This is a genomic window from Planktothrix sp. PCC 11201, from assembly GCF_900009135.1.
GTDB lineage: Bacteria > Cyanobacteriota > Cyanobacteriia > Cyanobacteriales > Microcoleaceae > Planktothrix.
The window spans coordinates 28,173-44,236 of the sequence record NZ_LT797703.1 but is presented as its reverse complement, the minus strand read 5'-3'; the positions used below and the strand labels follow the sequence as shown (position 1 = coordinate 44,236).

The window sequence follows — 16,064 nt, the reverse complement described above, 5'->3', positions numbered from 1 at the left end:
AGCACAAATGGGTTAATTCTTGCTTAAATTAAGCGGAAGTTATTGTCATTAAGGTTCAAGTTTGCACCCATTTGAATCATAGGAGTTGCTTGTCCTTGTTTATCGAGGTAATACAATGTTCCCGTTACATTGTCATAGACTAGGTTGGCGCTACCTGCTACTAAAGTATTATTCGGATCAAAGTTTCCAATGACAGTCAGTTCTCCAGACTCAAGAGAGCCATCTGTTTTTGTACTGATAGCATTAAATAAATCTGCATCTAGGAAAATTTTGTCTTCTGTCACGCTAAAGTCGGTGAGGGTATCTAGCCCAAATTCGTCTGTAATGCTATTGGGTGTTGATTGACCTGTAAAGACAAAGCTGAAAGTATCTGAACCTAAACCGCCAATCAAACTATCATTACCTTTATCCCCACTTAGGTAGTCATTTCCATCTCCACCGATGATCGTGTCATTGTCTTGACCACCATAGAAGGTGTCCTCCCCATCTCCACCGATGAGACTATCCTGACCTAAACCTCCGTAGATCAAATCATTTCCGACTCCACCGGAAACAACATCATCACCGAGATCTCCAAATAACCAGTCATCGCCTTCTCCCCCATCTACGGTGTCATTGTCTTGTCCAGCGTAGACGGTATCATTGCCCGAACCAGCGATAATGGAATCATTGCCTTGGTTACCAAACAGAACATCATTGCCAGTTCCGCCAAATATCAGGTCGTCTCCTTCATCTCCAAAGATAAGATCATCTCCTCCACCGCCATCGACCGTATCGTTACCTTTTCCGGCATAGATGGTATCGTTTCCCTCTCCTCCGTATAGGAGATCATTCCCTTGGTACGCCAGGATAACATCATCTCCATCACCAGCACAGACTCCATCATCCTGATTACCCAGAATAATTTTATCGCTGCCATTAGAACCAATTAGACTATTAGATTTATCGGCAAACCCTTCTATAATAAACCCTCCATCTTTGGAGTCAGGGATGGGTTGTATTAGGTTGGGTTCCGTTGGATTTTGACAGGGTAAAGACATAGTAATAACCTAATGTGTGATGATGGGGCGATAAACCAATAGGTTTTTGAAGTTGAAATTTCGACCTTTTAAAGTTTCAACCCTGAGCCTTTTAGAGAGAGACTGGAGACAAGTCAAAGATAAGGGTATTAGCTTGTCTTTGGTTAGGGGGCAAATTATGAGGATCATGATTAATTTCGGGGGGTTAAGTTGTTGTCGTTGTTCAGTAACTCTTGATCCCCCTGGAAGCCCTATCGTTATTTGGGATCTCAGGTTAGAGTTTTCTGAAAACTGCTACCCCTACATACCAGTATTTAAACAAAGATCAGGATTGCCACCAAAACAATTTATATAAACAAATACCCAAGAATAATGAAAATTTATGGTTTTGTATAAATGAACAGTAATCCGATCTATAACTTGTTGCAAACAAGACTAAAAATCTTGATTAATTAAGAATAATTTTCAGGAAATCCGTGATGATCAGGTATTCTATTTTTAGGTAATCTTCCTGATCTGACTGGATAGGGCAAACTTAGTTTAAATGACTCCTGAACCGGATTAAAGATGAAAAAAAGATTAATTTTTTCTTAACTTATTTGTAAAAATATAGGCATCAAAAACCAACCTTAACCCAAAGAATCTTCCGCCACAGACTGAATTAATTCCAATTAGTTCCCCAATCATCTTAACTTATTGTCTTATTGTCTTTGTGGTTACTTTAATAAAGGATTTAACCAATACAAAATTTGTTTTTTAAGTTGGTTTAAATCTTGATAAACCGCTTGTTTAATCCACTGACCAATAGCATCTAAGGGGGTAAAGGTTTCTCCCACTGACCAGCTAACATTTTGACCCAGGGGAGTTTGATGATCGCCATTTAATTTTTGTAAGGTGGTTAACCCGGGGAACTTTTGATCTAAAATATGATGTAAATTAGAAGTTTGATCGAGAGTATCTTTAGAGAATTTAATTAAAAGATTTCTTCTAATTCGATAGCGATCGCTGACTAAAATATTAGTTTCTTCGGGAGAGGGTGTAAACTCTACATCCATAATTTGAGACAGTTGTTCCACTAAAGGAATTGACCGACGGGCGGGATAATTATTAAAAGACATTAAAATATTTCCCGAACGTTCTATGGGAAATAAAGAACCGATTAATAAATGAACTTTACACCCCATACTATGTCCTAATCCATAAATGGGTAAGCCTCGCCGTTTTAATAATTGCAAATCATATAAATCATATAATCCATCTTCAAATATCTCGAAAACTTCTTGAGCGATCGCAGTATGATCTAGGGTATTGATAAAAGGAGTCGCCACAATTGCATAACCCTGATGAGCCAGTTCTTCAAGTAACCAACGATAGGTTAAATGGGGTGCAGTTGCCACAAAAGCCCCCCCCAAAAAATGCACAATTGCTTGAGGGCGGGGAGGAAGCAACACCCAATTTCCTGAAATAGAAAGCCAGTCCATTTAATTTTTTATAATTGTTATTTTGACATAAAATTAATACCCTCTATGAGCAGAATTTTGACCCTGTTATAGAGGGATTTATACTAATTATACCTAAATTTAGGAATTTTGGGCAGGTCTAATTATGCTTTATTTCGATAGGATTTGGCAAGCATTTGTGCAGCGAAGACACCACCGATAAATCCAAATAAATGTCCCTGCCAAGAAATCCCATATTGTGAGGGAAAAACACCCCAAATTAAGCCCCCATAAAGCCAACCGACAACTAAGGATAAGGCAATAGAAGCAAAACTGCGTTCAAAAAATCCTCTTAATAGGAGAAATCCTAAATATCCAAAAATAACTCCACTTGCTCCAATATGAATTGTGTTAGGCGAACCAAATAACCACACCCCCAAACCACTGAAAATCATGGTGATGAATGTGACAATAAAAAAGTCTTTAACATCCCGCAACATCACAAACCAACCTAGTATAATCAAGGGTAAGGTATTAGCAGCTAAATGGTTGAAATTTCCATGTAAAAAAGGAGCAAAGAAAATACCTTGTAACCCTTGAATATGATGGGGACGAATTCCTAAGCGATTTAAACTACCTCTAAATACAAAAAAATCAATAATTTCCATTATCCACAGGAAAGCAACAATTCCCCCTAAAATTAGGATATGGCTTTTGAGTTCCTGAGTCAGTGATGTTTCAGTTCGGTTAGACATAATCGTTTAGGGTTGGAAGATAACGTGATTTTAGTTAACTACAAAACTAGCTCCCGTCGTTTCGGATTCGGCTAAGATTAATTATATGATAGTCAAAATTCTAGTCAATTGTCTATGAAAAATGTTAAATTAGGAAAATATCTTAGCTTAAATGATTTTTGTACTTGTACAAACACTTATCAAAAATATTCCGATAAAATTAATCCCTATCCTAATTCAGCAGCATCTATTCAGGCATTAAAAAACCTAAATTATTATATTGTTGATCCGGTTATTGATTATTTTGGTTTGGCTAAATTTAAACTTACCTATGGTTTTTGTTCTGATGAATTAAGGATTTATTTAGACAGAAAAGATCCGACTACCGGAATAAAAAATGGTCGCGTAGCCCCTAAATTGGATCAACATATTGCCCATGAAGTTAAAAAAAATGGAGAATATTACTGTCAAAGGTTAGGTGCGGCTTGTGATTTCCTAATTTTAGATTTAGATAGTGATCAATTAGTGGATTGGATTTTAAAACAACGTCTTCCCTTTGATTCTCTTTATTTTTATGGTAAAAATCGACCGATTCATATTAGTTATGGCCTCCAACATAAACGCGATATTTGGACATTTACTACCACAGGGAAACCGACTCAAAAAGGAATTGAACTTTGGATTAAAACCGCAAAGGAGTTTTTGTAGATTCTCTGGTTTTAAAAGAAAACTTCCGATGTTGTTTGTGAACACCAGAAGTATTGAATAGAGTTAAATTAAACCGTTAATTGACACTGGGGACAATTACATCCTGTAATGGGGGTTTTACTGTGATCTGTTGTCCAATTTGAGGCTAAGACTGGGGATATTTGATTGAGATTCAAGGCAGGTTTAATCAGGGTTTGAGGAGAAATTTTAGGGGTTAAAAATGCAATTCTAGTAGGAATAATGGGGGTCAATTGAGCGATTAACCTATGGGTCTGGCGAGAGACAAACATCGGTTGTGTGAGTGTCAAAACCGAGATCATAAAAACACTCAATGCTAGAATAAAAATCGGGAATTTTTTGAGCAATTTCATAGCTAAAAAGATCACAATATTGTGTTTTAACCTGTTACCTATTTGGGAAAATCGGATCAGGATGATACATTTATTATAGAACAAGTTTCAATATTCCATCCTGAAATTGAAAATTTAGCTTAAACTGGGTTAGATCAACTGATCATAAATTTTGTAAATATTAAAGGAAAATGAATCATGAAAGCAACTGTATCCCGTTTGATCATCTTACTACTTGCTATTGGTGAAGTGTTTACAGGTTTATCGGCGATCGCCTTAGCAGGTGGCCCCCCTCCAGGTAAGCCAGCACGACCTCAAGCCGCACCCGCAACCACCCAACCTAATCCTAACTCTAATTCAGAAAAAGATGATCTTCCCCCTCGATTTCCCCTACCAAGTGCAAGAGTTGGTGCGGTGAATGGAATCGTCACTATTAAATTAATTAATAATAGTAATGTCCCGATTCAATATCAACTAATTGGAGGAACTCGTCAAGAATTATTAGCCAAAAATGCCACAATTCAAGTCCAAGGTTCACCCCCAATTACTCTTACCTATCAACGCCAGGATGGGGGATCATTATTGGTCAGACCTAAGCAAACTTCCCCTGGAGTTTTAGAAGTGCAATTTGAGGTAACAAATAATTTTAGTCTCGATACAAGATCCCTGAATATTACGGAAGCGGGATCGGTATTTTTAAATTAATTTTAATTCGACTACCGCACCTCTAAATTTAAGGCTTTAAAATCTGTTGATCGACATCTGGATCTAATCCAGAAACTAAGCCATTTTCATTGAAATAAATTTGACGAATATCAGCAGGTAAATTCTCCTCTAAAGTGCGATATGCTCCTTTTAATAGTTCTTTTACTTCATTCGGAGAAACCGACTCTCCCTCGGCTTGTAAATAAGCAGAAATTCGAGTTTCACTCCAATGAAATGTTTGGGCCATCACCAGAATTAACCTCAATAAAGGTTCCATCCGATCTAATACTAATCCCACATAACACCACAGAGGAGGAGGCGCTGCTGATAAGGAATATTGGATAGATTCAACCGGGGGTAAATCCGCTTGATTAATACAAACTGCGGTAATATTAATTAACCAATTTTGTAGCGTATTTCCCCCCTCTGTGCTGTCTTGTTCTCTTAAATTTAACGGGCGCATTTCATAAAAAATATGTCGCCAGGTTTGAGAGAATAAATAATCCGCTTGTACAGGCGATCGCACTGAATGACGAATTAAAGTATAGACAATTAAACCATAACGGCAGAAAATAGCAACAAAGTATTTCCCCTGATCAGGATAATTCTGAAACAGAGTTAACAATTCCTGGTCTTTATGATGAAATAGGGATTTGACCAGTGTATGGCCTGATTCGGGTATTTGAAGCGTTTGCACGGCAACTCACAGCAAATTTTAGCTGGATAGTGTTTTCCGGTTGCATCATAGCTGATCTTGGATCTAAAATCAACTCTTGAACCTTTATTCATTATTTGTTGAGATCCCAGCCCATTTAATTCAATATTATTTATTTTAATTTATGGATTTTTTACAAAAAAAACAGTCCCTTTATACCCTAGAAACTCGAAAGGCCAGAAACCTATTAATCCTATTACTTCCGGCTACAATTTGGTTACTAATTTTCTTTATTATTCCTCTGATTATTGTCTTAGTTTATAGTTTTTTAGAACGGGGAACCTATGGGGGAGTTACCTGGGAATTTACCCTAAAAAATTATCAACGATTAGCTAATGATTTATACCTAAATATTTTTTGGCGATCGCTAGGACTTGCCTCTTTAACTACCTTAATTTGTTTAATTATTGGTTATCCCTTAGCATTTTTTATTGCCACATCTACGGCCCGTTGGCGAAACCTGTTATTGTTTTTAGTAATTATTCCCTTTTGGACAAACTTTCTAGTTAGAACCTATGCGTGGATGATTATTCTTCGTTCTGAAGGTATGATTAATACTTTTTTACAAAGTTTGAATTTAATTTCAGAACCTCTGAATTTACTATTTACTCCCTTTGCCGTTATTGTCGGTTTAATTTATGGTTATTTACCCTTTATGATTCTACCATTATATGCCACCATTGAACGATTAAACTTTTCTTTAGTCGAAGCGGCTCAAGATTTAGGTGCAAACCATATTAGAACGTTTTTCAGAATTATTTTACCCTTAACTTTACCTGGAATTATTGCCGGATCTATTCTGGTTTTTATTCCGGCTTTAGGTGCATTTATTACCCCAGATATTCTCGGAGGCGCAAAAACAGTTATGGTGGGAAACTTAATTCAAAATCAATTTTTACAAGCCCGGGATTGGCCTTTTGGCTCGGCGTTATCAATGGGATTAATGGGATTAGTATTAATTCCTGTTATGATTTATTTTAGAAGTTCTAATACTGATAATTTATATTAAAACCATGAACATTAAAACCCTAGATAATTTTATTCATACTTGGGGAAAAACCGGATTAAAAATACAGGCTACCTTGGTTTTTTCCTTTCTTTATTTACCGATTTTAATTTTAATCATTTATTCCTTTAATTCTTCTCGATTTAATTCAAATTGGACGGGATTTACGTTAAAATGGTATCAAAAGTTATTTAGTGGCTTAACAGAAAGTACCGCCGATATTTCTACCCAAAGTCTCTGGAATTCCTTACAAAATAGCTTGATTATTGCGATCGCTTCCACCTTAATAGCCTCCATTTTAGGAACCATGGTAGCCTTAGCTTTAGAGCGCTTTCGGTTTCCAGGATCTAAATTACTAGAAGCATTATTATTATTACCTATTATTATTCCTGAAATTACATTAGGCGTTTCCCTATTAGTCTTTTTTACCTTAATTTTTAGAATCCTAGAAAATCTCACCGGAATTCGCTTGACTTTAGGCTTACCATCGGTAATTATTAGTCATGCCACCTTTAGTATTGCCTTCATTACTATTACGGTCAGAGCGCGTTTATCCGACTTAGATCCAGCTTTAGAAGAAGCCGCATTAGATTTAGGAGCAAATGAATGGAAAACCTTTTGGCGAATTACCTTTCCCTTAATTTTTCCCGCTATTTTAAGTGGCGCATTATTAGCTTTTACCCTCTCCTTGGATGATTTTGTTGTTACCTTTTTTACCACTGGAGTAGGCGCAACTACCCTACCTTTATTTGTATATGGAATGATTAAATTATCCGTCAGTCCAGTTATCAATGCCATTTCAACCTTAATGTTACTCGCTTCTCTTTTTTTGGTAATATCATCTTTAAAATTACAAGATGGAGTTAAGCTAAAATAGCGAGCGGTGACCCTCGCACTACTTGTATTTATAACCGATTAAGTTTAAAATTAATCAATCCATAACTCACCCTAAACTTTGATATTAATTTATAGAACATGAAACGAATTTTAACCTTAATTCTGCTATTCTGTTTGGGTGTATTTTTACCCTTTGGGTGCACAGAAAATCAGTCTAACACACCCCCGACCACGCCTACAGCAAATGTTCTGAATCTTTATAACTGGTCAACCTATATTGACCCCGAAGTGCTTAAAGCCTTTGAGGAAAAATATCAAGTTAAAATTAATTATGATACCTATGATAGTGCCGAAAGTCTTTATGCTAAATTGAAAGCCGGAAACCCAGGTTATGATGTGGCATTTCCCCCGGATTATATGGTTAAAATCATGGCTACAGAACAAATGTTAGAAGAATTAGATCCGGCTAATATTGCTAATATTAAAAACATTGAGCCTAAATTTCTAAATCCTCCCTATGACCCAGGAAATAAATATAGTATTCCCTATCAATGGATCACTTTAGGAATTGGCTATAATCTTAAAAAAACCGGAGAAGAAATTAATAGTTGGTCAGCCTTAATTGATCCTAAATATAAAGGTAAAGTGGCTTTATTAGATGATATGCGCCATACAATGGGGGCAGTTTTAATGTATTTAGGCTATAGTCCCAATACAAAAAACCCTGAAGAAATCAAAAAAGCCCAAGATTTCCTAATTAAAAATAAAGATAATATTGCCGCTTTTGCTCCCGACACAGGTCAACAATTGTTAAATCAAGGTGAAGTTAATTTAACCATGGAATATAGTGGCGATATTTTTCAAGTTATGGCAGAAAATCCTGATTTACGATATGTTATTCCCAAAGAAGGCAGTATTATTGGTATGGATAATATGGTGATTCCCAAAGGCGCGCCTAATAAAAAACTCGCAGAAACCTTTATTAACTTTATTTTGGAACCAGAAAATAGTGCCAAAATCTCTAATTTTATCGATTTTGCTTCCCCAAATAAAGTTGCTATTGATCAGAAATTAATTGACGCTGAAAACTTAAAAAATCCCGGTATTTATCCCCCTCCAGAAGTTTTTGAAAAACTCCAATATCTCCAAGATGTAGGAGAAGCCACCCAATTATATGATCAAGCTTGGACAGAAATTAAAGCGGGTGTGGGGAATGGGTAATAGGTAATAGGTAATGGGTAATGGGTAACATGAATGCTGCTGTTGAATTATTGAACGTTTCTAAATTATTTAAAGGATTAAATAGCCAGGATTTTTTGGCTGTTAATCAACTGAATTTACAAATCAAAACTGGAGAATTTTTCTCCTTATTAGGGCCATCTGGTTGTGGAAAAACCACAACATTAAGAATGATTGCTGGATTTGAACATCCGACTTCAGGGGAAATTTTAATTCATCAACAACCGATGAAAAATTATCCTCCCTTTCATCGTCCCGTTAATACCGTCTTTCAAAATTATGCCTTATTTCCCCATTTAACTATTGCGGAAAATGTTGCCTTTGGACTAGAAATGGAAAATTTGCCCCGTCCCCAAATTAAAAGTAGAGTTTTAGAAGTATTATCCTTAGTTAAATTAACCGATTTTCAAACTCGTTATCCCCGTCAACTATCCGGTGGACAACAACAACGGGTAGCTTTAGCTAGAGCATTAGTTAAACAACCAAAAGTGTTATTATTTGATGAACCTTTGGGGGCTTTAGATTTAAAATTGCGAAAAGAAATGCAGTTAGAACTCAAAAAAATGCAGAAACAATTAGGGATTACTTTTGTTTATGTCACCCATGATCAAGAAGAAGCTCTAACCATGTCTGATCGAATTGGGATTATGAATTATGGAGAATTATTACAAGTAGGAAACCCGATGGAAATTTATGAATATCCTCAGACTAAATTCGTCGCTGATTTTATTGGAGAAACCAACTTTTTAAAGGCAAAAGTAACCGAAACCCAAGGACAAGAAATTACCCTTTTAATTGATGAAAAACTCCCGATTCATCTGACAGCATCTCAACCTATTATACTAGGACAAATAATCAATTTAGTCATCCGTCCAGAAAAATTAACTATCTATCCTAAGACCCATGAAAATCTGGGAAATTATCAAAATGCACAAACCTGGGAAGGAACTATTGAAGAATCTGTTTATTTGGGAACTGATACCCGTTATGGAGTGCGTTTAACTGATAAAATTTTAATCATTATTCGCCTGCAAAATTGGTATCAAGATGATTTGCAACAATTTAAAATTGGCGACCGGGTTAACGTCGTTATTTCACCGAATAGTATTCGGATAATTGACAATTAAAAACTGAATTATTATATATAGCAAGAGGCAATAGGGAATAGGCAATCTCGCTATAGGTAAATACTTACCATGAGCAGCTTTTAGCTTTCAAGAATGTTCTAATAGATGCGGCAACTGCTATATTTTAATCTTAAAAAATATTTAAAAACAAAAAAACGCCCATCCTAATGGGCGCTAAATCAGGGTGCAATACCATCAATATTCTGATATCATATTATAGTTGATCATAACCATATCGGATCGGGATTTTTAATAAAAATTAACAATAATATTCTCCAAAACTTTTAATTGTGACTTCCATGACTCCAACATTAATCGGACGGTGTCAAACTCGTCTATTTCTATTTGCAACTATTGGTATTTTAGTAACCTTAGCCTTTTTGGGGTTAAAAATTAATGATCAACCCCGATCAATTTATTTTTGGGTTTTAGGATATATTACCTGTTTTGGCTTTTTTTGGGATATTCTGTATATCAAAATGCAACAATTTCGCTGGGATCGAGATTGGCCAGGTGTTTTTCAACTCTTAGCCGGAATTTGGGAAGGCTTATTTTTAGTAACTCTGATCAAAACAATCGGTTTACCCGGTCTTTCTGCTTCAGAATTTAATTTGGGACTATTTATTTTCCACTATAGTTGCGTTTGGGTTGCTATTTTTATTGCTTCCCAAAGTATAATGAGAATTTTATTTCCTTACTGGCGTTTTCGAGGGGGACAATTATTTTAAGTTTTAGGGTGCATAAGAGCTTCTCTCCCGCACCCTTTTCAATATCTTAAAACACCCGCCGATCAACCTTCAACTATCTCAATTTCCTTTAAAATTTTCAGGGAAGGAATATTAATTGGAATCATTTCTCGCCTAGCTTGGTTTAAATCATGAAAACTCCCACATAATAATAAGCGATCGCCTGCTTCTAAATCCAAACTTCGATTCGGCCAGCGATAAAATTTATCCTCTCGACGTAGGGCTTGAATTTGTACCCGAAACCGATTTGCTAAATCTAATTTAGATAAAGATTTACCAATTACCGGACTATTTTCGGGAATATTTAACCATTGACAAGAAATACTTTCCGCCGGAATCGTCACTTCTCCTTTTGCCAATTGATCTAAAGTTTCTAAGGCGGCTGCTTCTCCCACCACTAATAACTTATCATCCTTTTCTAAACGAACTTGACCATCGGGATAATCAATTTCTTCTCCTGTAAACCGTCGAATAGCCATCACACTAATTCCCGTCATCGGACGGATATTACTTTCTTCTAACGTCATTCCTATCAAGGGAGAAATCACAGGTAAAGTATACCATTTACTATTCATTTCTTGAGTAGCCTGCTGTAAATCCCGCGCCACTTCTTGAGCCGATTGTTTCAGGCGAAAATCAGAATACTGACTTTGACGAATTTTCTGTATTTCCTGTTGAATTTTATCCCCTCCTAACCCCATTTTTGTTAATACATGATTTGATAATTCTAAGCTGGCTTCAAATTCTGGTTGCACTACCTCTTTCGCCCCTAATTGATATAGTAATTCAATATCCTTATCCCGATCTGCTATGACAATTACATCTAAATTTGGTGAAAATTCTAAGGATCTTCTTAAACATAATCGGGTACTCATGGGGTCAGGAAGGGCGATCGCCATGGATGCTGCCCGATCCACCCCGGCAGCTTCTAAAACGTGCAAACTAGCTGCATTTCCATATAAATAAGGAATCTGATTATTTCTTAATTCCTGTACTGTTTGTTCAGATTGATCAATCACAACCACCGCATAATTATGAGCTTGTAAAAGCTGAACTAAATTACGACCAACCCGACCATATCCACAGACAATAATATGGTTTTGTTGAGGTAAATCTTCGGAAATATTCGTGATTTTTTTACTGTTTTCTAAAAGATTAGATAAATCCCATTTTTCCTCAATCCAATCTAATAATTTCGGAGCAAATTGCAAAATAAACGGGGTAATCATTAATGTTAAAGCTGTCGTCCCCACAATTAATAAATAAACCCGTCGAGAAACCAACCCTAATCCCTGTCCAGCACTGGCTAAAACAAAAGAAAACTCTCCTATTTGAGCTAATCCTAATCCGGTGATAATTGAGGTTCGCCAAGAATAGCCAAATAATTTAACTATCGGAATAATAATTAAGGTTTTTCCAGCTACAATCAGCAACATTAAACCAATAATCAATTCTAAATGTTCCCAGAGAAAGATCGGATCAATTAACATCCCTACCGCCACAAAAAATAAAGCGGCAAAAATATCCCTGATCGGTTCAACATAGGTTAAGGTTTGATCGGCATATTCCACTTCAGAAATCATTAACCCGGCCACAAATGCTCCCATTTCAATCGAAAAACCCAAATGTTCTGTTAACAGAGCAATTCCCAAACATAAGGCGACAACCCCCAATAAAAATAGTTCTTTACTTTCAGTTTTTGCTAAAAATTGTAATAACTTAGGAATTACCCAAATTCCGGCAATAACTGCCCCTAATGCAAATAATCCAATTAATAAAAGCGATCGTCCCACCGCTTCAAAAATCACCCCGCCCTGGGGTTGATTTAAAGCCGGTAATACCGCCAACATTAATCCCAAAGCCAAATCCTGTACCACTAAAATCCCTAACATTACCTGTCCTTGAGGACTCGCCATTTCATTGCGTTCCATCAAACATTTCAGAACAACGGCTGTCGAAGATAGGGATAAAATTGCTCCTAAAAATATGCCTTGAATTGGAGAAGTATCCCAACCTAAAATCCCCATAGTTAGGGCGGTAATTAATATCGTAAATATAATTTGTAACCCGCCACCTCCTAAACTAATTCCCTGGACTTTTTTTAACTCCGCAAAAGAGAATTCTACCCCCAAAGCAAAAAGCAGAAATGCTACTCCAAATTGAGCGAGGGTTTCGACTTGAATTAACTCTTTAATCACCCCTAATCCACCCGGGCCAACAATGATCCCACCAATCAAATACCCTAAAATCGCCGGTTGTCGCAGTAAGGAGGCTAAAAGTCCTCCAACAGTCGCAGCGGCAAGGACAAGGACTAAATCTACAATTAAACGAAAGTCTTCTGGCACGGTTAATTTTAGGTTAAATAACTCAATGTAAAATTATATTACTAATTCTTAAGATACTAGAATTGTTAAGATTCTGGGATTAGTCCTAAAATTTTAGGGGGGTGACCCCTCAACATTGGAGACAAAACAGAAGATGAGAATAAAAATCCCTCGGGGGATCAAATCGTTGGTTTTAGCCCTAATCACCGTTGGGGTGGTTCTTGCCGTGCCAGGAATGGCTGCCCAGGTAAGGGTCAATCCTACCGCCCCGGAGTTGGGGAATACCTTGTCTGTGGTTTTGGAGTCCCCCACTTCCGCCACCCCCACGGTTACTTGGCAGGGCAAAACCTACCCGATGTTTACCACTGCCCCAAACCGGATGCGGGCCTTATTACCGACGACACCTTTGGATCAGCCGGGAACTAAATCCCTACAAATTAATGATGGGACACAGGGACAGAACTTAACGGTACAGTTGCGCGATCGCTCCTTTCCCACCCAGTCCATTTGGCTTCCCCCCGATAAAGAAGAACTCAACGGTACGGATAAGGAATTTGATCGGGTGGATGCGTTTAAAGCCTTGGTGACTCCCGAAAAATACTGGAAAGGCCCATTTTTACGTCCCAATGCCGGAGAAATTACTACCATTTATGGCGTCCGCCGTTACTACAATGGCGAGTTTGCCAAAGACTATTACCATCGGGGCGTAGATTATGCAGGGGAAATGGGATCGCCCGTAGTTGCCCCAGCAGCCGGACGAGTTGCCCTGGTGGGACGAGAATCCGAGGGATTTGAAATTCACGGCAATGTCATTGGTTTGGATCACGGTCAGGGGGTGGCAAGTATTTTCATGCACCTCAGCCGGATTGATGTGCGGGAGGGGGATTTTGTCCAACCCGGTCAAGTGATTGGGGCGGTGGGAGCAACGGGAGCATCAACTGGGCCGCACCTACATTGGGGTCTCTATGTTCAGGGCCAAGCTGTTGATCCGGTTCCCTGGCGCTATGCAGCCATTGAGTGAACGGATGTGTCGAAAACCATAAACTGATTGTGGGTGGGTTAGGCTTAATTCCCTCAGTATTGTAAAACTTCACTCAACTTCTGGTTGAATATTCTCAGGAATAGTATTTTGTTAACAAAAGAGATTAGCGAAACGGATTGCCTCGGCTTTCCCTATGGAGTAGTATGGAGTATGACTTAAAAGCCAAAGACGGTTAAAAAGCCCTTGAAAATCCGGTCACACAAGCGTCCTTACCTAATCGGTTACTAAAAGGACTGCGCCTATTGTCTAGGACAAGCAAAAGGGTTTAACAAGAGGTAATTAAAAAAGAGTTGAAGGAAAAAAGCAGTCCCAAATGCTTTACAGCTATGGGATAGGGGGTGTTGTAGTTCACCCAGTCCGGTTCACCCCGGCCAAGTAAGACCTGAGATATTTGTCTATGGTTTTTCTAACTATTTAAAGATTTAGGAGACTCTCGTTTTCCCGCTTTATTGCTGTGAATTGCAGTGGTGAAGAAACCAAAAAGCCTTTTTGGCGGGAATATTGAGGCGCATAGTCGTTAAAAATAAAAATTATACGAAGTGCAATAGCATTATGAGTATTGAAAAGATTGTTGAGCAAGCGTTAGGAGACGGGTATCTGACCCCTTCGATGGAGGCAGAGGTTGGAAGAATTTGTAACACCGCTTCAGAACTGTCTATTGAAGAATATATGGCTTTGGATCGGTTGATGGGTGCTTTGTTAACGGGTGAAGTCGTTGTTTTGCCCCGCAAACAATTTATTAATGTCATGGAGGAATTAGTCCTCAGTGAAGCGATCGCCAAGGTGGCAGAAATCGAAGAAAACAGCGAGCAAACCCTAGATGTGGGAGATATTGCCGCCTATGCCCTCAACCGTCTTCCACCCCTTTATGCCACCACGGAAGAAGGGGCGCAATTCCAACGTTCAAGGGCTAAAGAAGAACTGCAAGCCCTGATTTCTGGTCAGATCAAAGCTGCTATTGAACGCAACATTAACAGCGTTGCCCAACATCAAACCGTTCTGGGTAAGGCCGGTGGCGACACAGTATTAACCCAAGTGAGTGCCTTGTTACAAACCTATGCCCAAAACTACGAACGCACCAGCAGTTAGAACCACCGATTAAGACCGATAGTTCTGGTCAAGACTCCCCCGCTTCCCTTGAGGGTACAGCAGGGGATTTCTATTTTTGCGCTTATTGATAGATGCTTTGAATCTCAGCCCTAATCAGTCTCACACACTCTCCAATGGCTTAAAAACCTCAAGGATATCAGGTATCTTGTTGGGAAATCCCGACGGCTTGATTGGCACGCTGTTCCCGCTTCTTGCGTTCGGCCTGGGTCATTTCTTCTATCATAATCCGAGCTTGGGCTAGTTTTTCCAGATTGCTGCGATAGAGATCTAAATCCTTGAGCAGTTTGTCTTGGGGTAAATTTAGGACTTCGGCCATTTGACCTAAAATTTGTTCCCTGGTCGCCTTGTCCTGAATGCTTTTGGGATCAGCCTGTTCTAAAAGGGTAAATAAACCAATGGCAAATAAACGACTGTATTTGAACTTGGAATTATTGATAATCCTTTGAAAATGCCCTTGTAACTCCTGATCTGACTCCCCATAATTAGGAGATTTTAAACTGGCAATTAAGTCTTTAATCGATAGATTTTGGGCCAATGCCTGTAAGCGTTCAGCATCACCCCGATACCGTTGGGGGTCATCTTGTTCAGCTTTGATCAGAGCATTATAAATCGATTCTTGATCAGATAAGGGATGATACCCCTGCATGAAGCGATCAAAAGCCGTTACAACACCCAGGGCATAAATGGGGTCATAGCTAAAATCAACATTGACCGAGAGCAAGTGCATTTCCACCATCAACTCCTCAACCACACGACGATAGATCGAGTTGATGGGACGAGTATGTAGACTGTAAAAAGTACGCTTTGTATCTGAAACCGTGCGGATGTTGTTCACAAGCCAATCTTAAAAGGGACTAAATATTATTCTAATTTTTGGCGGTCGGATTGTAACGCTTTCCCGTCACTCATGCTAATTCGTTGAAGTCGGGAATTAGATTCGACTATCGTGGAAAAAAACACTAT

The 16,064-nt window shown here is 38.2% G+C and carries 16 protein-coding genes; 9 read left to right on the top strand and 7 right to left on the bottom strand.

What is annotated here, in order from left to right:
- Positions 1-23 precede the first annotated feature (23 nt).
- From PL11201_RS14445 to PL11201_RS14435, 3 genes are all read right to left on the bottom strand, one after another.
- The gene (locus PL11201_RS14445) at positions 24-1,040 is read right to left on the bottom strand and encodes a calcium-binding protein (protein WP_079679668.1); all 1,017 of its coding nucleotides are present in this window, start codon (positions 1,038-1,040) and stop codon (positions 24-26) included.
- Positions 1,041-1,735: 695 nt separating this feature from the next.
- Positions 1,736-2,500 (bottom strand): DUF1350 family protein, encoded by a 765-nt coding sequence (locus PL11201_RS14440; RefSeq protein WP_079679667.1) that lies wholly within the window; start codon positions 2,498-2,500, stop codon positions 1,736-1,738.
- A 122-nt stretch (positions 2,501-2,622) separates the two neighbouring features.
- On the bottom strand, positions 2,623-3,213 hold the full coding sequence (locus PL11201_RS14435; RefSeq protein WP_079679666.1) for a rhomboid family intramembrane serine protease: 591 nt from the start codon (positions 3,211-3,213) through the stop codon (positions 2,623-2,625).
- A gap of 114 nt (positions 3,214-3,327) precedes the next feature.
- On the opposite strand from PL11201_RS14435, the gene PL11201_RS14430 reads away from it, so the two are divergent.
- Positions 3,328-3,900 carry a hypothetical protein gene (locus tag PL11201_RS14430; RefSeq protein ID WP_079679665.1) on the top strand — a complete coding sequence of 191 codons (573 nt, stop codon included), beginning with the start codon at positions 3,328-3,330 and terminating at the stop codon, positions 3,898-3,900.
- A 68-nt stretch (positions 3,901-3,968) separates the two neighbouring features.
- On the opposite strand, the gene PL11201_RS14425 is transcribed toward PL11201_RS14430, so the two are convergent.
- On the bottom strand, positions 3,969-4,271 hold the full coding sequence (locus PL11201_RS14425; protein WP_079679664.1) for a hypothetical protein: 303 nt from the start codon (positions 4,269-4,271) through the stop codon (positions 3,969-3,971).
- 177 nt (positions 4,272-4,448) lie between these two features.
- On the opposite strand from PL11201_RS14425, the gene PL11201_RS14420 reads away from it, so the two are divergent.
- Positions 4,449-4,955, top strand: a complete 507-nt coding sequence (locus PL11201_RS14420) for a hypothetical protein (RefSeq protein WP_079679663.1) — start codon at positions 4,449-4,451, stop codon at positions 4,953-4,955.
- Positions 4,956-4,983: 28 nt separating this feature from the next.
- Here PL11201_RS14420 and PL11201_RS14415 read toward each other — a convergent pair whose 3' ends face one another.
- Positions 4,984-5,652 carry an RNA polymerase subunit sigma-70 gene (locus tag PL11201_RS14415; protein ID WP_079679662.1) on the bottom strand — a complete coding sequence of 223 codons (669 nt, stop codon included), beginning with the start codon at positions 5,650-5,652 and terminating at the stop codon, positions 4,984-4,986.
- Between the two features lie 142 nt (positions 5,653-5,794).
- Between PL11201_RS14415 and PL11201_RS14410 the strand changes: the two genes are divergently transcribed.
- The 5 genes from PL11201_RS14410 to PL11201_RS14390 all read left to right on the top strand — a co-directional run bounded on the left by PL11201_RS14410 (position 5,795) and on the right by PL11201_RS14390 (position 10,607).
- Entirely contained in the window at positions 5,795-6,679 is an 885-nt protein-coding gene (locus PL11201_RS14410) for an ABC transporter permease (protein WP_079679661.1), read from the top strand.
- Between the two features lie 4 nt (positions 6,680-6,683).
- Positions 6,684-7,553, top strand: coding sequence for an ABC transporter permease (locus PL11201_RS14405; protein ID WP_079679660.1), 870 nt, complete (start codon positions 6,684-6,686; stop codon positions 7,551-7,553).
- Positions 7,554-7,651: 98 nt separating this feature from the next.
- Complete coding sequence (locus PL11201_RS14400) at positions 7,652-8,734, top strand: polyamine ABC transporter substrate-binding protein (protein WP_079679659.1); 1,083 nt, start codon at positions 7,652-7,654, stop codon at positions 8,732-8,734.
- Positions 8,735-8,763: 29 nt separating this feature from the next.
- Entirely contained in the window at positions 8,764-9,879 is a 1,116-nt protein-coding gene (locus PL11201_RS14395) for an ABC transporter ATP-binding protein (RefSeq protein WP_079679658.1), read from the top strand.
- Positions 9,880-10,178: 299 nt separating this feature from the next.
- Entirely contained in the window at positions 10,179-10,607 is a 429-nt protein-coding gene (locus PL11201_RS14390; RefSeq protein ID WP_079679657.1) for a hypothetical protein, read from the top strand.
- 62 nt (positions 10,608-10,669) lie between these two features.
- On the opposite strand, the gene PL11201_RS14385 is transcribed toward PL11201_RS14390, so the two are convergent.
- Positions 10,670-12,970, bottom strand: a complete 2,301-nt coding sequence (locus PL11201_RS14385; protein WP_079679656.1) for a cation:proton antiporter domain-containing protein — start codon at positions 12,968-12,970, stop codon at positions 10,670-10,672.
- A 133-nt stretch (positions 12,971-13,103) separates the two neighbouring features.
- Between PL11201_RS14385 and PL11201_RS14380 the strand changes: the two genes are divergently transcribed.
- Together PL11201_RS14380 and PL11201_RS14375 are read left to right on the top strand one after the other, a co-directional pair.
- A complete protein-coding gene (locus tag PL11201_RS14380; RefSeq protein ID WP_079679655.1) occupies positions 13,104-13,970 on the top strand; it encodes a M23 family metallopeptidase in 867 nt (288 codons plus the stop codon).
- A 573-nt stretch (positions 13,971-14,543) separates the two neighbouring features.
- Positions 14,544-15,080 (top strand): late competence development ComFB family protein, encoded by a 537-nt coding sequence (locus PL11201_RS14375; RefSeq protein ID WP_079679654.1) that lies wholly within the window; start codon positions 14,544-14,546, stop codon positions 15,078-15,080.
- Between the two features lie 157 nt (positions 15,081-15,237).
- Here the strand turns inward: PL11201_RS14375 and psb29 are convergent, their stop codons facing one another.
- Entirely contained in the window at positions 15,238-15,936 is a 699-nt protein-coding gene (gene psb29 / locus PL11201_RS14370) for a photosystem II biogenesis protein Psp29 (protein ID WP_079679653.1), read from the bottom strand.
- Between the last annotated feature and the right edge of the window lie 128 nt (positions 15,937-16,064).